At 52.0% G+C, this 20,770-nt stretch carries 21 protein-coding genes and 1 tRNA gene; 6 read left to right on the top strand and 16 right to left on the bottom strand.

The features are described 5' to 3' along the window. Nucleotides 1-5 precede the first annotated feature (5 nt). Genes E0765_RS09305 through E0765_RS09295 form a run of 3 tightly spaced genes read right to left on the bottom strand, consistent with a single transcriptional unit; the run spans nucleotide 6 to nucleotide 2,165 of the window. A complete protein-coding gene (locus E0765_RS09305; protein WP_132812950.1) occupies nucleotides 6-629 on the bottom strand; it encodes a lysophospholipid acyltransferase family protein in 624 nt (207 codons plus the stop codon). Then, on the bottom strand, nucleotides 622-1,923 hold the full coding sequence (gene miaB / locus E0765_RS09300; RefSeq protein ID WP_132812949.1) for a tRNA (N6-isopentenyl adenosine(37)-C2)-methylthiotransferase MiaB: 1,302 nt from the start codon (nucleotides 1,921-1,923) through the stop codon (nucleotides 622-624). The genes E0765_RS09305 and miaB overlap by 8 nt, the downstream gene beginning before the upstream one ends. Beyond that, complete coding sequence (locus tag E0765_RS09295) at nucleotides 1,923-2,165, bottom strand: HP0268 family nuclease (RefSeq protein WP_132812948.1); 243 nt, start codon at nucleotides 2,163-2,165, stop codon at nucleotides 1,923-1,925. The genes miaB and E0765_RS09295 overlap by 1 nt, the downstream gene beginning before the upstream one ends. Before the next feature lie 171 nt (nucleotides 2,166-2,336). On the opposite strand from E0765_RS09295, the gene nusA reads away from it, so the two are divergent. Next, nucleotides 2,337-3,470, top strand: a complete 1,134-nt coding sequence (gene nusA, locus E0765_RS09290; protein ID WP_132812947.1) for a transcription termination factor NusA — start codon at nucleotides 2,337-2,339, stop codon at nucleotides 3,468-3,470. A gap of 102 nt (nucleotides 3,471-3,572) precedes the next feature. Here nusA and E0765_RS09285 read toward each other — a convergent pair whose 3' ends face one another. Both E0765_RS09285 and E0765_RS09280 read right to left on the bottom strand, forming a co-directional pair. Next, a complete protein-coding gene (locus E0765_RS09285; RefSeq protein WP_132812946.1) occupies nucleotides 3,573-4,526 on the bottom strand; it encodes an ABC transporter permease in 954 nt (317 codons plus the stop codon). A gap of 78 nt (nucleotides 4,527-4,604) precedes the next feature. Next, nucleotides 4,605-5,852 (bottom strand): OprD family outer membrane porin, encoded by a 1,248-nt coding sequence (locus E0765_RS09280; protein WP_132812945.1) that lies wholly within the window; start codon nucleotides 5,850-5,852, stop codon nucleotides 4,605-4,607. A gap of 252 nt (nucleotides 5,853-6,104) precedes the next feature. Between E0765_RS09280 and E0765_RS09275 the strand changes: the two genes are divergently transcribed. Then, a complete protein-coding gene (locus E0765_RS09275) occupies nucleotides 6,105-6,587 on the top strand; it encodes a hypothetical protein (protein ID WP_132812944.1) in 483 nt (160 codons plus the stop codon). Nucleotides 6,588-6,694: 107 nt separating this feature from the next. Here the strand turns inward: E0765_RS09275 and fabI are convergent, their stop codons facing one another. The 4 genes from fabI to gap are packed head-to-tail and all read right to left on the bottom strand — an operon-like array spanning nucleotide 6,695 to nucleotide 10,516. Beyond that, entirely contained in the window at nucleotides 6,695-7,516 is an 822-nt protein-coding gene (fabI, locus tag E0765_RS09270; RefSeq protein ID WP_132812943.1) for an enoyl-ACP reductase FabI, read from the bottom strand. Between the two features lie 44 nt (nucleotides 7,517-7,560). Further along, nucleotides 7,561-8,277 carry a triose-phosphate isomerase gene (locus E0765_RS09265; protein ID WP_132812942.1) on the bottom strand — a complete coding sequence of 239 codons (717 nt, stop codon included), beginning with the start codon at nucleotides 8,275-8,277 and terminating at the stop codon, nucleotides 7,561-7,563. A gap of 12 nt (nucleotides 8,278-8,289) precedes the next feature. Continuing rightward, nucleotides 8,290-9,480 carry a phosphoglycerate kinase gene (pgk, locus tag E0765_RS09260; protein ID WP_132812941.1) on the bottom strand — a complete coding sequence of 397 codons (1,191 nt, stop codon included), beginning with the start codon at nucleotides 9,478-9,480 and terminating at the stop codon, nucleotides 8,290-8,292. 31 nt (nucleotides 9,481-9,511) lie between these two features. Continuing rightward, entirely contained in the window at nucleotides 9,512-10,516 is a 1,005-nt protein-coding gene (gap, locus tag E0765_RS09255; RefSeq protein WP_132812940.1) for a type I glyceraldehyde-3-phosphate dehydrogenase, read from the bottom strand. A 77-nt stretch (nucleotides 10,517-10,593) separates the two neighbouring features. Between gap and nadD the strand changes: the two genes are divergently transcribed. Genes nadD through elyC form a run of 3 tightly spaced genes read left to right on the top strand, consistent with a single transcriptional unit; the run spans nucleotide 10,594 to nucleotide 12,202 of the window. Beyond that, nucleotides 10,594-11,139 carry a nicotinate (nicotinamide) nucleotide adenylyltransferase gene (gene nadD, locus E0765_RS09250; protein ID WP_132812939.1) on the top strand — a complete coding sequence of 182 codons (546 nt, stop codon included), beginning with the start codon at nucleotides 10,594-10,596 and terminating at the stop codon, nucleotides 11,137-11,139. Continuing rightward, complete coding sequence (rsfS, locus tag E0765_RS09245) at nucleotides 11,123-11,452, top strand: ribosome silencing factor (RefSeq protein ID WP_132812938.1); 330 nt, start codon at nucleotides 11,123-11,125, stop codon at nucleotides 11,450-11,452. Before nadD ends, rsfS begins: the two co-directional genes overlap by 17 nt. After that, the gene (elyC, locus tag E0765_RS09240) at nucleotides 11,453-12,202 is read left to right on the top strand and encodes an envelope biogenesis factor ElyC (RefSeq protein WP_132812937.1); all 750 of its coding nucleotides are present in this window, start codon (nucleotides 11,453-11,455) and stop codon (nucleotides 12,200-12,202) included. 94 nt (nucleotides 12,203-12,296) lie between these two features. Here elyC and E0765_RS09235 read toward each other — a convergent pair. The 4 genes from E0765_RS09235 to mqnP form a co-directional block, all read right to left on the bottom strand. After that, nucleotides 12,297-12,373, bottom strand: a tRNA-Arg gene (locus E0765_RS09235). Nucleotides 12,374-12,415: 42 nt separating this feature from the next. Further along, the gene (locus E0765_RS09230) at nucleotides 12,416-12,931 is read right to left on the bottom strand and encodes a hypothetical protein (protein ID WP_132812936.1); all 516 of its coding nucleotides are present in this window, start codon (nucleotides 12,929-12,931) and stop codon (nucleotides 12,416-12,418) included. Continuing rightward, a complete protein-coding gene (locus E0765_RS09225) occupies nucleotides 12,928-13,449 on the bottom strand; it encodes a hypothetical protein (RefSeq protein ID WP_132812935.1) in 522 nt (173 codons plus the stop codon). The genes E0765_RS09230 and E0765_RS09225 overlap by 4 nt, the downstream gene beginning before the upstream one ends. Continuing rightward, entirely contained in the window at nucleotides 13,446-14,306 is an 861-nt protein-coding gene (mqnP, locus tag E0765_RS09220; protein WP_132812934.1) for a menaquinone biosynthesis prenyltransferase MqnP, read from the bottom strand. The genes E0765_RS09225 and mqnP overlap by 4 nt, the downstream gene beginning before the upstream one ends. A 100-nt stretch (nucleotides 14,307-14,406) precedes the next feature. Here mqnP and miaA point away from each other — a divergent pair, with 100 nt between their 5' ends. Continuing rightward, nucleotides 14,407-15,303 (top strand): tRNA (adenosine(37)-N6)-dimethylallyltransferase MiaA, encoded by an 897-nt coding sequence (gene miaA / locus E0765_RS09215; RefSeq protein ID WP_132812933.1) that lies wholly within the window; start codon nucleotides 14,407-14,409, stop codon nucleotides 15,301-15,303. A 29-nt stretch (nucleotides 15,304-15,332) separates the two neighbouring features. Here miaA and E0765_RS09210 read toward each other — a convergent pair whose 3' ends face one another. Genes E0765_RS09210 through E0765_RS09200 form a run of 3 tightly spaced genes read right to left on the bottom strand, consistent with a single transcriptional unit; the run spans nucleotide 15,333 to nucleotide 20,765 of the window. Next, on the bottom strand, nucleotides 15,333-17,690 hold the full coding sequence (locus E0765_RS09210) for a tetratricopeptide repeat protein (protein ID WP_132812932.1): 2,358 nt from the start codon (nucleotides 17,688-17,690) through the stop codon (nucleotides 15,333-15,335). A gap of 22 nt (nucleotides 17,691-17,712) precedes the next feature. After that, the gene (gene nuoN / locus E0765_RS09205) at nucleotides 17,713-19,218 is read right to left on the bottom strand and encodes an NADH-quinone oxidoreductase subunit NuoN (protein WP_132812931.1); all 1,506 of its coding nucleotides are present in this window, start codon (nucleotides 19,216-19,218) and stop codon (nucleotides 17,713-17,715) included. Further along, nucleotides 19,218-20,765: an NADH-quinone oxidoreductase subunit M gene (locus E0765_RS09200; RefSeq protein WP_132812930.1), complete on the bottom strand. Its 1,548-nt coding sequence runs from the start codon at nucleotides 20,763-20,765 to the stop codon at nucleotides 19,218-19,220. The genes nuoN and E0765_RS09200 overlap by 1 nt, the downstream gene beginning before the upstream one ends. Between the last annotated feature and the right edge of the window lie 5 nt (nucleotides 20,766-20,770).

Genomic DNA, 20,770 nt, shown 5'->3' with positions numbered 1-20,770 from the left:
CCAACCTAAAAGGCGCGTTCCATCAGTTTTTCTCTTACCAGCGATTTGGCGGCTTCGAACTCCATGCCGCTTAGATCGATCGGCTCGGATGCGTAAAAATCAAGCGTTCCGAACGGTTTTGGAATCGTGAAACGATCCCAGCTGCCAAGCTGCCAGTACGAAGAGGGGACGCACTGAAACACGATCACCTTCGCACCTCTTTTCTGCGCCATGACGACGGCCCCGTCGCTCATTTCGTGACGGGGCCCTTTGGGGCCGTCGGGCGTTATCCCGATGTCGTACCCCTCCGAAAGGGATTTCATCCCCTGAATCAAAACTTTCGCACCGCCGCGCGTGGTCGATCCGTGGATCGTCCCCAGCCGGAAATAGCGCATGATCCGGGCGATAATCTGGCCGTCAAAATGGTCCGAGATAAGAACGTTCGCTTTGGGGACTTTACGAAAACGGTAATACAAATAGGGCTGAAGCAGCAAGTCGCCGTGCCAGAATGCAAAAATGACCGGTTCGGAAGGGATGAAGGAGGGGAGATGGAAGCGCTTTTTACTCGTCAGATAGATAAAGCGTATCAGGAACGCACCGATAGGCGGGATCAGCCACAAAGCCAGGGTGCGCAGAATTTTTTTACGCAACGATCTCTCCGTATTGGACGAGACGGGATACCTCCGTGATTTTGACCCGACGGATGGTTCCGAGCAGCTCTTCGCTCCCTTTGACCTTCACCGTAATGTTGTTGTCGGTGCGCCCGGCAGCATAGCCGTCTGAGCGGAGTTCTTCGAAATAGACATCGAATTCACGCCCCCGATAGGTCGCCGTAATTTCATCCAGAATCGTATCCTGATACGCCTGAAGGCGGCTGAGACGCTCCGAAGCGATTTCGGGGTCGACCGTATCGGTCATCTTCTCGGCCTCCGTCAAAGGGCGTGGGGAATATTTGAAGCTGAAAATCTGTTCAAACCGGACCTGGCGCATCACGTCAAGGGTATCTTCGTAATCCTGATCGCTCTCTCCGGGAAAAGCGACGATGATATCGGTGCTGATGCTGACGTCGGGAACCATTTCACGCAACTTCGCGGCGCGGTTCAAGAACCATTCTTTACCGTATCCCCGTTTCATCGCTTTGAGAATCTCGGTCGAACCGCTTTGAAGGGGCATGTGCATCGATTTGCAGATTTTCGGATTCCGGGCGAACTCCTCGATAAACTCGTCGTCCATATGAAGCGGATGGGGCGAGGTGAAACGGATCCGCTCGATCCCCTCGACCGCACTCACGCGGCGTAGCAGTTCGGTGAAATTGATCTTTTCGTGTTCGCCTGAAAAACGCCTGCCGTAATTGTTGACGTTCTGTCCCAGCAAAAAGACCTCTTTGGCTCCCGATTCGGCCGCTTTGCGCGTTTCGGCGACAATCAGATCCGCGGGTATCGAAATCTCGTCGCCGCGCGTTTTGGGAACGATGCAGAAGGTACACTGTTTGTCACATCCGATTGAGATGTTGATATAGGCTTTGTAGGGGCTGCTGCGGAAATCTTTGAAAGCGAACTGTGATTCGTCAAAATCGATGTCGATTTCGACCGCCTTGTCACGGTGGATCACCTCGCCGATTTTCGAGACGTTGCGCGCACCCAGGACGAAATTGACGTAAGGGGCTTTTTTAATGATCTCTTTGCCCAAATGGGATGCGGTACAACCGCATACGCCGATCTTTGCCCCTTCTTTTTTGATCTTGTTGAATCCGCCCAGTTCGGAAAAAAGCTTGTGAACCGGTTTTTCACGTACGGAGCAGGTGTTGATGAGGATCAGATCGGCCTCTTTCGCGTTATCGGTAAGTTCATACCCCTCGCGTGCGCTCAGTTCGGCGATCATATGCTCCGAATCGCGCACGTTCATCGCGCATCCGAGCGTCTCGATAAAGAGTTTTTTAGACATTAGAGGATGTGGACCTCGTACATGTATTCGTTTGTCGAAAGGCCGTAACGCACTTCGCGCATGTAAAAACTTTTACCTTCCCCTTCGAAATGGTCTTGAAGCGACAAAAGGTCTTTGTGCGAGTTTTCACGGTCGAAATAAAGGATGACCGAATTGCTTTTTTCCACCATCTCGGTGATTTTTTTCAGGTCGATTTTTTTGGGTTTTGCGTCGTGTTCGCTGCGGGCGATTTTGAGTTCCATACGGTGATTCCCTTCTTTGGATAGAGTTCTTGATATTATCGGGATTATATCGGTGTTTCGATAAATATCGTATTAAGAGAAAATTATGTATAATACTTTTCCTTCATAAAAAAGCTTTCCCAACCAAACCGATTTTTTTATGAGTTTCGACTACCGAAAAAGGATATTTCTATGGAAAATATTTTAGACATTATCGATTCGATCGCCAACGAAAAAGGGCTCAGCCGCGAAAACGTCAAAGAAGCGATCAAAACTTCGTTCATTCAAACCGCCAAGCGGATCATCAACCCGACCTTCGCGTTCGAAGCCGACATTGACGAGCGGACCAAGCAGGTCAAACTGCGCCAGATCATTACCGTCGTTCCCGACGACGCTCCCGAACTCGAAGGGGAAGAAGCGGGGGCGTACATGAGCCTCTCGAATGCCCTCGAAATCGACGAAGACGCCGAAATCGGCGACCAGCTTCAGATGGAACATGATATCGAAAGCTACGGGCGCAGCGCGTTCGCGACGCTGCACCGCGAAATCGAGTTCCATATCCAGCGCCTTGTTGAAAACGAGCTGTACGACAAATACAAAAGCAAAATCAACCAGATCGTTTCCGGACGCGTCACCCGCGTCGACGAACAACAGAACACGACGATCGAAATTGACGAAATCCGTGCCGTCTTGCCGATGAAAAACCGGATCAAAGGGGAAAAATTCAAAGTCGGCGATATGGTCAGCGCCATCGTTCGACGGGTCCATGTCGACAAAATCAACGGAATCTCGATGGAGCTTTCCCGCACTTCGCCCAAATTCCTCGAAGAGCTTCTTGCCCTCGAAGTCCCCGAGATCAAAGACGGCATCGTCGTGATCGAAAAATGCGCCCGTATCCCCGGCGAACGGGCCAAAATCGCCCTCTACACCAACCGCCCCCAGATCGATCCGATCGGGGCGACCGTCGGCGTACGCGGCGTGCGGATCAATGCGGTGAGCGAAGAGCTTTGCGGGGAAAATATCGACTGCGTCGAGTACACTCCGCAGCCTGAACTCTTCATTTCCCGCGCAATGAGCCCCGCGATCATTTCGGCCGTTGCGATCGAAGAGACCGAAGAGGGGGAGAAAAAGGCGATCGTCACCCTCCCCAGCGATCAAAAATCCAAAGCCATCGGGAAAAGCGGAATCAATATCCGACTTGCCTCGATGCTGACGGGATACACGATCGAGCTGAACGAACAGGGCGGAACGGCAGCCGGCGGCGAAAAAGCGGCCGAAGAGAAAAAAGAGGGAATCAGCTCCCTCGAAGCGCTGTTTGGCAATTAGACACGCCAAGGGAGCAAAGCCCCCTCGGCTACGCTAACGCTAAGTTCTCTTCGGCAGAGAGCCCACGCGCAGCCAACCGCGCTTATATGATTTCACTGACTTTTATCTTCTAACAAACGGGTTGAGCTTCAAAAGTATAGCATCGGCAATCTGATTGCCGATCAGCGTCAGAAACGCACTCATCATTAAAATCCCCATAATCACCGGATAATCGCGACTCATCGCCGAGAGATAAAAAAGCTGTCCCATCCCTTCAATGCCGAAAATCGACTCCAAAATGACCGACCCGCCGATAAGCCCCGGTACGGAGAGCCCCAGCATCGTCACGATCGGCGGAAGAAGGTTTGGAAGAATGTAATAGCGGACGATCTTTTTTTCATCGATTCCGCGCGCCCGGGCGAAATAGATGTAGTCGCTTTTAAGGATTTCGATGACGAGCGAACGGACGTAAAGACTCAAACTCCCCACCCCCACAAATACCATTACCGTAACCGGGAGTGTCAGATGCCACGCCATATCGAGGTAGTAGCCGATTCCATCAGGAGCTTCGAGGGAATGAAGCCCGCTTAGGGGAAACCATTCCAGAGTAAATCCAAGCACCAGCATCAGCACCAGCGCGAGATAATACGAAGGCATCGCAAAACTGACCAGGGAGAATTGAATCAGTGCGGTGTCTTTCGTATTACCGTAATTGAGAGCCGCTTTAATCCCTATCCACAGCGAGAGGGCAAACGTCAATGCCATCGCCGTGATATTCATCCACAGGGTAACGGGCAGTCTCTGCGCAACCACCTCGGAAACCTGTTCCCCGCTGACAAAGGAAACACCGAAATTGAGCCGTGAAAGGTTGTAAACCCAATCGGTGTACTGCCGCCATAGGGGTTTGTCGAGTCCGTATACCGCTTTGAGCTGAGCGATCGTCTCCTGCGTGATATTGGGATTGAGTTCTCCTCCGACAAAACTGTTCGGCGCCATATGAATCGCCCCGAACGAAATCAGCGAAATAAGCAACAGCATCAACATAGTGTATGAAAGGGAACGGAAAAGATATTTCATGCAATCATTATAGCGGAAGAAAGAGGGGAAAAAGAGAAATAAGTTCACCCCCTAGGGGGTGAAGCGTCTAAAAAACGCTTAGAATTTGAGAGTCAGGTAAGCCTGAACGGTATCGTATTGTTTCCCGTTGTTGGCATCATCAGCGTTTGTAGAAATGTACGCCAATGTTGTATCCAGAGCGCCGAACGATTTAGATGCTGTAACCGCTACTTCATCCATTTCGTGTGTACTGGCTGCGATATCGTTGCTGACTGTTGTGTAGTAAACACCGAATTTCGCGATGTCTTTCATGTCATACTCAGCTGTAAGGTTAAGAGCTTCCGCATCTTTTGAACCTACGTAACCGTAGTTCCACCATGCTTCAGTATACAGTTTTGACTGACCAGTCGCATTGGCACCTGCCGCAACGTTTTGAATGCGTACAGTCCCTTTGTCATCCGCTTTTGAATAAGCTGCCGAAACGTTCAGCCCTTCGATCCCCTGATAAGCCAGTTTGAATGCGTATGCAGAAGAATCTTCAGCTGACGCTCCCAGCTTGCCGTTTGATTTAACGTCAACATCTGCGTATTGCGCACCGATTTTGACACCTTTAACGAGCTGGCAGTCGATATCGGCCTGCAACCAGTATGCATCCGCTACCATTCCGATGTTATAGTACCATGCTTGCGCAACAAGAGGTTTGAACGAATTGTTCACGATCGCTGCAGCGTATGCACCTTTTTCCATGAATTTGCTAAATTTAGCTTCATCACGCAACAGACCGTCTCTGTCCGCAACAGTCGCACCGGCACCTGTGATCGCATCCGTACCGTTTGATTTTCCAACCCATGCACCGACGAGCGTTGTATCGGGGATATCCTGGTTGATCACAACCGCGGCATCGAACGTATTGGGAACGATTGACCATTTTTCAGAGAATGCCATTGGAGTATCGAGCTCCATGCGACCGACTTTGAGAGTAGTTTTACCCATAGTTCCGGCCAACCAGAGTTCGCCCATCCATGAATTGTCTTCTACTTCCGCATCATGACCGTTTGTCCACGTATTGGCAACAAGGTTGTTTTCAAGACCCAGCGTGCTGATGGCATACGCCGTTGCACCCATAGAGACGTTTTTCGTCAGATCCGCAGTAACGCTCAAACGAAGCGCGGTATCCGCATAGCTGTTAGCCTGGTCGAACAGATCGTCGCCAACACCTGCGGCTTGAGTCTTATTATCCGTTCCGTAGAAAAGTTTCGCGTCGCCGCTTACCTTTACGTTATCGATAGCGAAAGCGCTTGCTCCCAGCATTACTGCCGCGGCAAGAGACATTTTAACTAACTTCATTGATTCTCCTTAAGTTAAGTTTGACCTTATGTTTTTGTTTCGTCGGGATTAATTGTAACTCTGCCAATCTTAAACATAGCTGTGAAAAAAAAATTTCATTTACTTTTTGTTTACCGCTCAAAAATCCCTATTTTAGGGAATGTGACAAAAATGTCACAATAATTTTTTTGATCGACGGAGCGTTTAGGGGAGGGTTTATGGTATAGTATGTATTTAGTATCAAATTATCAAATAATTCAAAGGAAAACGAAAATGAAAGCATCTTTCGTCATCACCGCCGCGGCATGCGCGCTCACCCTTGTCGGCTGTGCCAATCGCGAAGGAGTTTCCCCTTCTAAAAACCCCTCTCTCCAAGCCGTCTCCCCAAGCTCCACGGCGGCAGCCGAACCGGGTGTCATGCAGCGTTCGCTTGACGCATGGCTGAAAGAAGATTGGATCCCGATGACGCAGTCCGCACCCACCACCACGACCACGAAAGCGGCCGACGGGACCGTCACAACGGTCACAAAGGATTCCAAACAGGTTGTGACCACTACCCAAACTCCGGACGGTCAGGTCACCACGACCACCGCACCCGCCGAGCCCGAGCCTGAGGACAATACTCCCTTTACGCTCCAGAAATACGCGGACAAATGGAAAGTGTATCATGACAACAAAGCAAAAATGAACGAGGGGAAACCCAAAGAGCCTTCTCATACGGAAATGATGAGTACTCTTCCGGTTGTAGGAAAGTAACGTTTGGTAACAATTAGCCGCTTTTTCTTATCCGTAAGATAAATTGCGGCTATACGATTTTTGATCCGTTCGGGCGAAATCGCCGGCGAAAGGATCGAAATACCCGATTATTTTTGCTCGTCCCAGATGAAAACGGTTTTACCTTCGGCGTTTTTCTCCACCGCAGCCATCCCCATGATATTGTATCCGGCATCGACATAATGCACTTCGCCCGTCACACCCGACGCGAGATCGCTCAGAAGGTACATGGCAGAGTTTCCGACCTCTTCGATCGTGACGTTTTTACGAAGCGGGGCATTCGCCTCGTTCCAGTTGAGGATCTGTTTGAAATCGCCGATACCGCTGGCAGCCAGCGTACGGATCGGGCCGGCGCTGATCGCGTTGACGCGCTGCCCTTTCGCCCCAAGTTCGACGGCCATGTAGCGTACCGTCGCTTCCAACGCCGCTTTTGCCACACCCATAACGTTGTAGTTCGGAACGTATTTCGGCCCGCCGAGATAACTGAGAGTAATCACCGATGCACCCGGTGCCAATACCCCTTCAAGCCGGTTCGTCAGGTCGATGAGCGAATAGACCGAAATGTCCATGGCGATCTGAAACGCCTCTTTGGAAGTTTTCATAAACCCTTCGGTCAATGCTTCTTTGGGAGCAAACGCGACCGAGTGAACAAGAAAATCGATCTTCCCGAAGTCGGCGGCGATTTTCTCGGCGATAGTTGCCATGTCCGTCTCGTCGGAGACATCCAGTTTATACACCGGGGAATTATCAAATGATGCGGCGATCGGCTCTACCCGTTTCTGGAGAGCTTCGTTCAGATAAGTGAACGCCATTTTGGCGCCTTGCGCATGAAGCGCTTCGGCGATGCCGTACGCAATCGATTTATCGTTTGCCAATCCGACGATCAGCCCTTTTTTACCTTGCATTAACATTGATGATAAGTCTCCTTTTGTAATTGTGATGAATGAAAGAGTCCTCAGCGCCCCGAGGCCCCGAGTTCTGCCGCCTGCGCGATCATTTCGCAAAAGTCGTTCGCGCTCAGTGCCGCCGAACCGACCAGTACGCCGTCGACATTCTCCAGCCCCATGATCTCACGGGCATTATCAACCTTGACGCTCCCTCCGTAGAGGAGCGGAGCCGATGTTTTTGCCCGCAGTGCGCCGTGGATGAGCTCGATATCGCGCAACGAGGGAGTAAGCCCCGTTCCGATAGCCCATACGGGCTCATATGCGATCACGAGGTCCGCATACTCCAAGTCGATCCCCTCGAACTGTTTTTCGATGTAGGCCATCAACGCGTCGTTCCCCTCTTCGCGGACTTCAAGCGGCTCACCGACGCAGTAGACGATCGCAAACCCTTTTTCGGCAAAAAAACGGAATTTTTCGGCGATGAATTTCTGGCTCTCGCCGAGCACGTGACGCCGTTCGCTGTGCCCGATCAGAATCGTTCCGATCCCGAACTCTTCGAGCTGTTCTAAGGCAATCTCTCCCGTAAACGCTCCGTTGCGGACCGGATAACCGTTTTGCGCCCCGATGAGGATATTGCGCTGTTCGTGTCCGAGTGCGGTGAAGGGCGGAAACACGATCACCGTATCGGAAATGTCGTTCGCGCTGACGAACGATTCGACGACCGCCATATAGGCATGCGTCTCCTGACGCGTTTTGTTCGCTTTGAAATTGGCACACACTATCATGACGGTCTCCTTTTACTTCATCAAAGGTTTGACGCCCGGAAGAACTTTACCTTCCAACAATTCCAGCGATGCCCCGCCGCCCGTAGAGATGAACGTGATCTCCTCGTCCAAACCCACGCGCTGGACCAGATCGGCGGTATCGCCGCCTCCCACAACGGTTGTCGCATACGAATCGGCGACGAAATGGGCGATTTTGTTCGACCCGCGTGCAAAACGGTCCATCTCGTACACACCCATCGGCCCGTTCCACAGAATCGTTTGAACATCGGCCAGAACCTGACGATACAGCCGTACCGTAGCCGGCCCGATATCCAGACCCATCCATCCCGATGGAATCTCCTGGATGCTGACCAGGCGACTCATCGCGTCGGGTGCAAATTTTTCGGCCGCCACCACGTCGACGGGAAGATAGAATTTAACGCCGAGCTTTTTCGCTTCTTCCATGATTTTGAGTGCTTCGGGGATCAGATCGTCTTCGACAAGCGAATTGCCGACATCGTGTCCGAGCGCTTTGAGAAATGTAAATGCCATACCGCCGCCGATGAGCATTTTATCGACTTTGGGCAACAGGTTGATCAGCGCCTCTAGTTTCCCGGAAACTTTGCTCCCGCCTACGATGGCGGCAAAAGGGCGTACCGGACGATCGAGCAGCGTACCGAAAAACTGGATCTCTTTTTGCAAAAGGAATCCGGCCGCTTTGTGTTCTGCGTCAAAATACTGCGTAATCCCTTCCACCGACGCATGGGCGCGGTGGCTCACCCCGAATGCGTCGTTGATGTACACGTCCGCCATTGACGCCATCGCGCGGCTGAGCTCTGGGTCGTTCTTGGTCTCCCCTTTTTCAAAGCGGAGGTTTTCCAACAACAAGACCTCGCCGTTTTGAAGTTCGGAAGCAAGTTTCATCGCACTCTCCCCGACGACATCCGTCGCCATTTTGATATCGATCTTGAGAAGCTGATGCAGACGTCTGGCGATCGGGGCCAGGGAATATTTTTCATCGGGTTCCCCCTTCGGACGGCCGAAGTGGGAACCGAGGATGATCGCACATCCCTGATCAAGGCAGTAGTTGACGGTCGCAAGCGCCGAGCGGATACGACGATCGTCCGTGATATTGCCGTAGTCGTCCATCGGAACATTGAAATCACACCGGATGAATACTTTTTTGCCTTTGATGTCACACTCTTTGATGCTGAGCAGCTGCATACATTTCCTTCTTACTGTAAGATTGATGAATTTAGTTTTTACTGATAAACAACGCCATCTCGACAAGACGGTTGGAATATCCCCATTCGTTATCGTACCATGCCATGATTTTGATCAGGTTTCCGTCGATGACCTGAATCAGGTCCTCTGCCACTGTGGCACTGAACGAAGACCCCACAAAATCCTGGGAGACGCGATAACGTTCGTCGACTTCCAAAATCCCTTTGAGCTGATTAAGAGCGTACGATTTGAAGAGGGCGCTGAGCTCTTCTTTCGTCGTGTTACGTTTGACCAAAACGTTCAGGTCGACCATCGAAACGTCCGGAGTCGGAACCCGGACGCTTTGGCCATGGAGTTTCCCTTCCAGGCTCGGGAGGACAAGGCTGATCGCCTTGGCCGCGCCCGTCGTGGTAGGGACCATGTTCACCCCTGCCGCGCGCGAACGGCGCATGTCGGTTCCATGCGCGCTGTCGATAATCGCCTGCCCGTTGGTGTAAGCATGGATCGTCGTCATCAGCCCTTTTTCGATCCCGAACGTCTCTTCGAGGATTTTAGCGATCGGTCCCAGACAATTCGTCGTGCACGACGCGTTCGAAATGATCGCCTCTCCCCGGTAGAGATGCTCGTTTACCCCCAGTACATAGGTGGGGATCGCGTTATCTTGCGTCGGGGCCGAAAGGATCACTTTCTTGACCCCCTTGTCCAGATGATGGCGTGTCGATGCCCCGGTCAGAAACAACCCGCTGCATTCGAATACGACCTCCGCCCCCAAAGCGGCGAAATCAAGTTTTTCGGGATCTTTTTCCCCGAAAACCCTGACACGTTTACCGCCGATGAGAAGATGATCCGCATCAATAACGGCCGCTTCCCCGGCAAACGGTCCGTGTACCGAATCGTTTTGCAGCAGATAGAGCATCATTTCGATCGACGCCATGTCGTTGATGGCGACAACTTCCACATCCTCGCGTTCAGCGATGACGCGGGTGACCGATCGGCCGATGCGGCCAAAGCCGTTAATAGCAATCTTGAGTGCCATCACCTTATCCTAAGCTCTTAATAGGGGGTGATTTTACCAAAATTCGGTTATAATTTGGATTAAAAAAGACGGGGTTTATGAAGCTTGCACTTTACGGCGGAAGTTTCGATCCGCCGCACGCCGGTCATGTGGGTGTCGTTACCGAAGCGCTTAAAACCCTTCCGGTGGACAAACTTGTCATCGTTCCGGCCGAACGCAATCCCTTTAAGCCTTCCGTCCGTGCCGAGGGGGAGGTTCGACTCCGTTGGCTGCGCAACATTTTCCGCGGCTATTCCAAAGTCGAAATCAGCGATTTCGAAATCGCCCAGAAACGGAGCGTCTATACGGTCGAAACGGTCCGCCATTTCGCCCCGTTGTGCGATGAACTTTACCTCATCATCGGCGCGGACAATCTTGAATCGCTTCACCAATGGCATTGTTTCGAAGAGCTCGACGCTTCGGTGCGATGGGTGGTTGCATCACGGGGCGGGATACCGATCCCCGAATATATGATCGAGCTGCGCGTCGACGTGCCGGTCAGTTCAACCGATTTTCGGACCCGTTTCGCCCCGTTGGGCCTTTCGTCCGAGATCGAAAACGAAATTATCACCTACTACAAGGAACGCAATGAACGCAAGAATTGAAAAAATCAGCCAGATTCTGGACCAGAACAAAGCCGAGGCGATCGAAGTATTCGATCTAAAAGGAGGCGATTATTTCGCCGATTACGTCGTCATCGCGTCGTCTCTGAACGAACGCCATACGTTCGCCCTGCTCGACTACCTTAAAAAAGGGCTCAAGCCCGAAGAACAATTCCTCGGAGTTGACGAAAGCGGCGATTGGATCGCGGTCGACCTCGGCGACATCCTGATCCATATCCTCACTCCCCAGTACCGCAGCAAATACGATCTGGAAACTTTTTTGAGCGAGATTGCGGCGCGCAAAGCCAAAGCCTAAATGTTTTTTCTCAAAAAAGCCCTCGGTTCGCTGCTGATGCCTTTCCCCCTTTTTTTGATCCTGTTTGGGATCGGGCTTTACCTGTGGCACCGCGGGTACCTCAAATGGTCCAAGAGGGTTATTCTCGTATCACTTGTCTGGATAACCCTCCTCTCCTACGCCCCTTTTTCTTCTCTGCTGATTGCCCCCCTCGAAGAGCGTTATCCCCGATTGGACCCTACAGCGCTTGAGGATGTACGCTACATTCACATACTGGGAAGCGGTCATGTGAGCAATCCCGACATCCCCCTCTCCTCACAGCTTGGCACGGCATCGCTGGTCCGCGTGAACGAAGGGGTGGCCCTCTACAAAAGCCGTCCGGGTATGAAACTGATCTTCAGCGGATTCGGTTATACCGATGCCGTCTCCAATGCCCGGAAAAACGGCGAGATGGCGATGACGCTGGGGGTGCCTTCAAGCGACATCATTCTTCTTGAGACCCCGAAAGATACCGCCGAAGAGGCATTGGCGGCGAAATCGATCGTGGGCGGCCAACCTCTGGTTCTCGTCACCTCCGCTTCGCATATGCCCAGAGCCGCCGCCCTTTTTGCCAAGGCTGGGGTCAATATACTCCCCGCTCCGACCGATTTCCAGGTCAAAAAGCGCAATGAGCTATGGGAATTCCCATCGGCCGAAGGGCTGCAACGTTCCGAAGCGGCGTTCCACGAGTATCTTGGCCTTGCATGGGGAAAACTGCGCGGACTGATTTGACCTGATTGCGAAAACAGACGTAAGGTTTTGGTAAAAAATTTAACGGGCAGTAGTGATTTATTAAGGAAGAAATGAAATGGAAGACTTTCAAAGATGGTGCGCCCGAAGGAATTCGAATCCCTGACCGCCGGTACCGCAAACCGGTGCTCTATCCAGCTGAGCTACGGACGCATCTTTTAAAGAGACCGAAATTATAGCTGATAAACCTTATAACTATCTGAGTTGATTAATTTTCAATACAAATTCCACTTCGGCTTTGGACAATCGCAACTCTTTGGCGATTGCGTCGACTTCCATCCCTTCATTGTAACGACTGATCACTTTCTCATCATCGAGTCCGCTGATGGAAGTGGGCAACGACAGGTTCCGGATCCGCTCTTCAAGGTAACGCAGACGGGTTTCGGTCTTTTCTTTGTAGGCCGAAAGCGTTCCCTCGATCGCTCCCAGCGATTCCATAATCGGCACCGATATCTCGTTCACTTCGCGCCCTACTTCGGCATGCAGCGAATCCTGTGAACGCGGGACGCTCTCTTGCAGAGATGCCATGATTTCCAGCTCCTGCTTGAGGCGTTTGTCCATCATAAACAGTTCGCGGTGCAACTCTTCAACCGCTTTGGCCACGGCACGGATCTGTGACGTCGTCTCCCCCTCTTTAGTCACGACGTAGTAGATCAACCCTACGACCATGACGGCCAGGGCGACCAGGGCGATCTCGATCCCGTAACTCATTCGTGCCCTTTCAGGTGGCGGATCATCGCCCGCTCGCGAGCCATCATATACGCACCCCATTCACTCTCGTCTCTGGGGTGGATCCGGCTGATCCGCGCCAACGACGGGGTCAGCGCTTCGAAATAAAGGGCCGTCTCCCTTTTGGGATGAACCGGAAGTTCCAATCGGCCGTAATAGGTTTCACCCGGCTCGAGCAGGGGCTCAAGCAATTCGAAATGTTCGAATCCGATCTGGGCAATCGCCGCGTCAACCGACAAAGTAAGACGCTGCGGCACGTTATTGAGGATCAGGTGCTCGAGCCGGTCCATTTTACGGTACAGTTCGACGAGCAGGTGAATAACGACCGGATCGCTGTCGCTCGTTTCCCCTTTGGCTTTTGCGGTTCGGAGCCATTGGCCTATGGCGTCGTCATCGGTCTCGCTTAAGCGTGCGTATTCTCTTTCGAATTCGCTTTCATTGACCGAAACTTTGTCGAAAACAATCTCCAGAGGAGCTTCTATCAAACGTACGTCGTTCATGCTGCAACCTTGTCCAAGATGATAAGTCCGATAAATACGAATCCCAAATAGCCGTTGACCGTAAAAAAGGCTCGGTCGATCTGGGTAAAATCGCGCCGTACCAGGTAATGTTCATAGCCTAACATCAATGCCGCAAATACCACCGCGGCAATCGCGAAATACCCCAGTGCCGCTTCCTGCACGAAGACCGCCCAAAAAACGACGGCAAGCATGTGAAACAGGGCTGAAATCCCCAGCGTTGCGGAACTGCCGAATTTTGAGGGGATGGAGTGCAGGCCCCGTTCGCGGTCAAACTCCATGTCCTGCAGCGAGTAGAGCAAATCAAACCCCGCGACCCAGAAAACAACGCCGATGCTCAGCCATACCGACCACTCCGGAACGCTCCCCAGTACCGCGACGGCACCGGCGATCGGAGCAAGCCCCAGCGACACCCCCAGCACGATGTGGGCCAGTGCGCTGAAACGCTTGAAATACGAATAGCTAAGCAGCACGATAAGGATCGGCCCGCTTAGCGCAAACGCCAGATCGTTGATAAAATAAGCCACCGCCATAAAAGCTATCGCGTTCACCGCCGTGAAAATTGCGATCGAAGCGGGTTTGAGCCGACCGTCAACGCTGGGGCGTCCGGCCGTCCTCGGGTTGTGCGCATCGTAGATACGGTCAACGTAGCGGTTAAACCCCATCGCCGCGTTGCGTGCGGTGACTGCCGCCAAAGCGCCCAGAATGAGCAAGGTCGAGCCGAACCACCCTTCCGCCGCGACGATCATCGCGATAAAGATGAACGGGAGCGAAAAAACGGTGTGCTGAAACATCACCAGTTCGTTAAAATCCTGCAGTTTTTTCGCCAGTCGCTTCACGTATCGCCTTTTGCTCGGTTAAGTATGGAATTTATTTTATCGTAAATTCTCTTTGAGCGGGGTCGATCTCTTCTCATCCGCCATCGGGTATAATTTCGTCATGAAACAACTGGCAATCATCGGTTCTACCGCATCGGGGAAAAGCGACCTCGCTCTTTCGCTTGCAAGCGAACACAACGCGGTCATCCTTTCGATCGATTCGCTGAGCGTCTACCGTGAAATCGATATCGCTTCGGCCAAGCCTTCCCGGTCTGAACTCTCGCGGGTTCCCCATTTCGGGATAGACCGTCTCCCACCGGATCATAACGCCAGCGTTATAACCTTTATCGACGAATACTCCCGTGCTTGCGACTATGCGCGCGAAGAGGAAAAACACCTTGTTATCGTCGGGGGGAGCAGCTTTTACCTCAAAAGCATGCTCGAGGGACTCTCGGAACTTCCCTCTTTTTCATCCGAAACCCTCCAAAAAGCAAAAGAACTGCTCTGCGACCAGGCAAGCGCGTATGCGATGATGTGCCGTATTGATCCCGTTTCGATGGCCAAAATCACCCCCGCCGATGCGTACAGAACCGAAAAAATGCTCCTGATTTACCTCCAAAGCGGCCTTCCCCCCTCGGAATGGTTCGCTCAGCATCCCCCGCGTCCGGTTCTCACCGGGTGTCCGGTATTTGAACTGAAAATCGAGCGAAGTGTCTTGAGGGAGAGAATCGCGCTTCGAACGGAAAAAATGATCCAAGAGGGTATCGTCGACGAAGTTGCCGAACTTGAGCGCCTCTACGGCAGAAGCCCCAACAGTATGAAAGCGATCGGTATCATCGAAGTACTCGAATACCTTGACGGAAAATCCGATTTGAACGAACTGCGCGAGCGTATAACTACCCATACGGCTCAGCTGGCCAAGCGGCAGCAGACCTTCAACGCCCACCAGTTCACCCTGTACGCCGGCGGCAATGCCCAAGAGCTTTATACCGCCGCCAGTGCATTTTTAAAAACGTAGGATGCCCCACGGTAAAAGGGTCGGTCTGTTTATAAAAGCGCCAGGGCGTCTTTGGCAAGTTTACCCCATGCCGAATTTTTATCGGCTTTGATACTTGCATTGAATGCCGCGCGTGCCTCGGCGGTACGTCCGAGCTTTTGGGCAACGGCTCCGATCAGATATTGCTGCCGTGAACGTTTCTCGGCATTGAGTTTTCGGGCGTTCAGCGTTTTAAGTACCTGCAACGCTTCGGCATCTTTCTCGACGTTTTGAAGCGACTGGGCCAGTGTGAACTCGATGTAGGGGGTTTGCGTGTAGGTTTTGGTCCGGTTTTGAAGCGTCATCACCTTGCGCGCGTAGGTCTGCAGCAGCGCTTCGTTTTTTTGTCTAAGTCCCAGGCTCACCATCTGTGTGTAGCGCTCGATGTCTTTGAAATCGTTGGGGAACGCCGTTTCAACCGATTTGATGTAGCGAATCATCCCCTCCGCATTCCCAAGCCGCTGCGAAGCATCGTAGAGTATCCGATAGACCTCGTTCAGTGCCGGGTTTGGTTCGGCTTCAAGCAATTTAACCAGTTCGTTCCCCGCTTTTAGCGCCTGCTTGTATTCCCCCAGGCCAAACTGGGTCTTCGCCATACGCAAAAGCCAGGTTTGGCGTTCGGGGAGGGATTTGCTTTTGAGATGCGGTTCGGCGATTTTTATGGCAACGGCATACTGGGTCGTTTTGACGGCACAATCGAACAAAAGACCGTCCCATCGCGCTTCAAGCTTTGTCTTATACATCTTCTGAATCGCCATCGCATCGGAGCATTTCCCCTCTTTGAGATACTGTTGTTCCAGACCGATCGCACTTTGGGTAATCAGTGCGTTCGTTTTGGGGAACTCTTCGGAGTCAAGACGGTGAAGTTCGTTCTCTAGCTCAAGCACCTCTTTGTATTTTTTCTGCTTGAACAGTACCTGCGCTTTTTTGTAGAGGGCTTTGCGCCCGACACTTTCGTTGCCGTAACGCTGTATCAGTTCGTCGTATTTTTTGATCTGCCCGGTCGCATTGCTCTCCTGCTCTTCAAAAAAGAGGCCGTCTTTCGCACGCCGAACTTCTGCGACGTAATCCCCGTATTTGTACGTTTTGAGGTATTCGTTGAACCGTTTGAGCGCTTCGCTCTTGCGATCCCCCTGCGCAAGGCGCAACCCGAGATTTTTCAACAGTACTTCGTGCTCGGCGCTTTTGGGATCGGCGCCGTTGAGGAGAGCTTCGGCAATCCGTATTCCCGTTTTGAAATCTTTGCGGTACACGAACATATCGGACATATTGATCGCATCGTTACGCACTTTCGTCAAATATTTCGGATTGGCTTTAATGATTTTGTCGGCGTACTCGGCCGCCTTTTCCGTATTTCCGCCACTGAGTTCCATCTGTGCGAGCCTGAACGCAGCCTGCGACGCAACATCGACGTCCTGAGTCGTATCAAGCGCTTTTTGATAATAATACATCGCGCGCTTGGGCGATCCCCCGAATTCGACCTGTTTGGCCTTGTAAATCATCCCGACCGCCGCAAAAGGGCTGTCGCCATGTTCCTTGAAGAGGCGATCGTAAAAATAATCGGCATCGGCCGTTTGCCCCAGTTTTCCGTAAGCGTTGGCCGTATCGGCCAGTACTTCGGCGACGTTTTGATCCGACGAATAATCGCGCAAAAACTGTTTGGCGATCTCGACTACTTTTTCGTGGTTGCCGCGCTCATGATAGGCCCGTACCTGATGGAGCATCAGCTCGCTTCGAAAAACCGTTTTCGGATAGTGTTTCAGGGTGTAATCGGCTAAATCCAGCACCTGGGCGTAGTCTTTTGCGTCGTACGCTTTTTTCATCTGCATATAGTCGGTAACATCCTGAGCACGGGTAATTTTGATCGGATTCCCCTTGAGATCAAGCCCTCCGACGTAAGGTTCGATATTTTTTTCGATTCGTACCGGGAAATTAATCGCCGATGATTTCGGCGCGGGTGCGTCGAGCAAGGGGGGAATGTACTCATATCCCAGCACGGTCCATTGTTTCGCTTGCGCCGTATCCGCCGCATAGGTCTGGATCGATTTCGATAGATTGAACGCAACGGGATAAAGTTTCATTTTTTTCTTGGGAAAGATCGAGACCGTATAGCCTTTGGTAGTCGCGGCTCCGGTGATTTTGAAATAAGCGTTTTCAATCGGAGAAAATTTTTTCGGCGAGAGGGGAGAAAAACGGCAATCGATCCGCTTGGTATCGTCGAACTCGTTTTTATGGGCACGGCATTCGAAAGGGATATTATCCTGCAAATGCAGAATGCTGTAGGGCCTGGAGTCTTCTTTACCGCTTTGGAGCGTCAGCTCCATCGCAAAAAGGGGAAAGCAGAGGGATAGAGCTATCCAGTACCGCACTATTCCCCCTTTCGTAAGATGATTAATAACCGCTATTATACACGAATAAAGTTATGACTTCCAAAAGCGGATTGACCGCGAAAACGGCAAAAATCGTCCCGACCGCCGCGACGCCGATAATCGTTTTGAGCGAAAGCGACGCATTCATCAGATAATATTTTTCGTATCCGACCATCGGCTCTTTCATGAACATGAAAACGATCAGCTTGAGGTAATAGTACCCGGCAATCGCGGAGTTAAGCGCCATAATCAAAGCCAGCAGCGTATAGCCGGCACTGACGGCAGAGCCGATCATGTACATTTTCCCCCAGAAAAGACCAAACGGAGGGATCCCCGCCAATGAGAGCATAAACAGACCCATCATAACGGCCGCCATCGGCATGGTTTTGACCATACCCGAAAATTTTTCGTACGGATGGTCCGAGCTTTGTCCCGGCAGAAGGTTTTTCTGGCGGTTGACCCACAACATGGTGAAAGCCCCGAGGTTGGTGAAGCTAAACAATGCCCAGTAAAGGAACAGTCCCGTGTTCGCCTGGGTCGTACCGATCAGAATCGCCGCCATGACGAACCCCGCATGGGAAATCGAGCTGTACGCAAGCATCCGCTTGACGTCGGTCTGCACCAGCGCCCAAATGTTTGCCGCCGTCATCGTCACAACTACCCCGATGTAGAGGATTACCTGCAGCCATACCACGCCGCTGTGGACGAGGAATTCAAACAGACGCATCGCCACGACGAACGCCGCGATTTTGGGAACGATCGACATGTACCCGGCAAGCGCCGCCGACGATCCTTCATAGACGTCGGGCGTCCAGGTGTGAAACGGTACCATCGAAAGCTTGAACCCGAACGCCGCGATCATAAAAGTCACGGCGATCAGAACGTATCCGATGTTGCTGTAGTGATCCTCGGCCAGAACGGTCGCGATCTGGTTGATCTCGACCGAACCGCTGATGGCGTAAAGGATCATCGCACCGAATGCGTAAAAACCCGCCGCAAGGGCACCCATCGTAAAATATTTGACCGCCGCTTCAAACGATTTGGAACGGTTATGCAGTGCAATCAGGGTATAAAGCGCCAAAGACGCCGTTTCCAAGCCGACAAAGACGAGGATAAGGTTGTCCGTTGCGACCATAAACTGGAAGCCTGCGATCATGAACAAGAACAGCGCGAAATACTCGGGATAGTTGTACTCGTGAAACCGTTTCGACGTAAGTGCCAACGGAATGAAGAGCATCGAACCGGCGACGATGATGATCTGCGAAAGGATCGCAATCCCGTCCATCAACATGACATCGAAAAATCCGAGAACCGTTCCGTTTTTAAGGAAAACGCCGCCGAAATCGATCAATGCCCCCAAGTCCAGAAGCAAGAACAACAAGGCGATCATGACGTAAAGGGACTTGTGAAGTCCCTCTTTGACCAAATCGATCATCAGGATCGACAGCGCGCCGATAATGGCGATGAGCATCGGAGCAAGCGTCGCAAGGTTCAGCGACGCCAGCGATACGTTAACGGGCTCCAACATTAGTGTCCCTCCTGCATAGTGATAATCCCGTCCGCTTCGGCAAGGTTCGGGATACGCGCTTTGGCTTCAGCGCTTTGGGCTTTGTCGTGCATCAGCTGAATCACCGATTCAACGCTGTTGTTGATCGGTTCAAGCACCGGTTTGGGATAGACCCCCAACCAAATCGCAACGATTACGAGAGGAACCAGACCCACCAGTTCGACTTTATTGACGTCTTTGAGATTTTTATTCTCTTCTTTGGTAACCGGCCCGAAAAACGCTTTTTTGTACGCCGAGAGCATGTAAATCGCACCCACGATGATGGCCACACCCGCAGCCAGCGTCATTGCATGGGACTGTTTGTAGAACCCGAGCAGACTCAGGAATTCCCCAACGAAGTTAATGGTGAGCGGCAAGCCGACCGAAGCCATCATCATGATCCCGAAAATGGTCGCATAACGGGGCATGACCGAAGCCAGACCGCCGAATTCGCTCATCAGCTTCGTATGGCGGCGATCGTAAATCACACCGACCAGGAGGAACAGCGCCCCCGATACGACCCCGTGCGCGATCATCAGGAATACTGAACCGCTGACCCCTTCGACGTTCAGGGCGAACGTACCGAGGATGATAACCCCCATGTGGGAGATCGAGCTGTACGCGACCACTTGTTTGATGTCTTCCTGAGCATACGCGACCATCGCCGTGTAAATGATCATGATGATCGCGATGATCGCGATCGGGAACATGAAAAAGACCGACGCATCCGGGAAGAGCGGCAGCGAGAAACGGACAAACGCGTAGGTTCCCATTTTCAGCAAAATCGCCGCAAGGATCACCGAACCGATGGTCGGCGCCTGCCCGTGTGCGTAAGGGAGCCAGGTATGAAACGGAAACATCGGAACCTTGATCGCGAATCCGAGGAAGAACGCGACAAACAGCCAGATCTGGAAATTCTCCGGCAGAATCAGACGGTACCATTCCAGGATAGAGAAGCTCCATGCCCCCGTCGCCTGATAGTAAAAGTACGCCATGAAGAGCATACCGACGAGCATCACCAGCGAACCGGCAAACGTGTAAAGGAAAAACTTGATCGATGCGTAAATCCGCAGCGGTCCGCCCCATGCACCGATGATGTAAAGCATCGGAACGAGGGAGAGTTCCCAGAAGACGTAGAACACGATCGCATCCAACGCCGCAAACACCCCTACCATCGTCATTTCGAGGAACAAGAGGGTGATAATCATGTCTTTGACACGGCGCGTTTCGGTCAACGACGCGATACCGATCAGCGTGAAGAATGTCGACAGAATGATAATAAAGAGTGAAATCCCGTCAACCCCGAGCAGGTAGTTGATACCGAATGCCGGAATCAGCGGTGCGGCTTCCATGAACTGCATCCCCGAAACCATCGGGTCGTACGCATACCACAACCACAGAGAAAGAAAAAACTCGATACCCGCCACGGCGATACCGTAAGCGCGGATACTGTCTTGTCTGACAACGAACCCGAACATCGCGGCCAATGCCGGGAAAAAAATCAAAAGCGATAAAATATGATCCAACATCATTA

The sequence above is a fragment of the Sulfuricurvum sp. IAE1 genome (assembly GCF_004347735.1).
Lineage (GTDB): Bacteria > Campylobacterota > Campylobacteria > Campylobacterales > Sulfurimonadaceae > Sulfuricurvum.
Note: the sequence above shows the minus strand (reverse complement) of the source record. Positions and strands in the feature narration are given on the sequence as shown.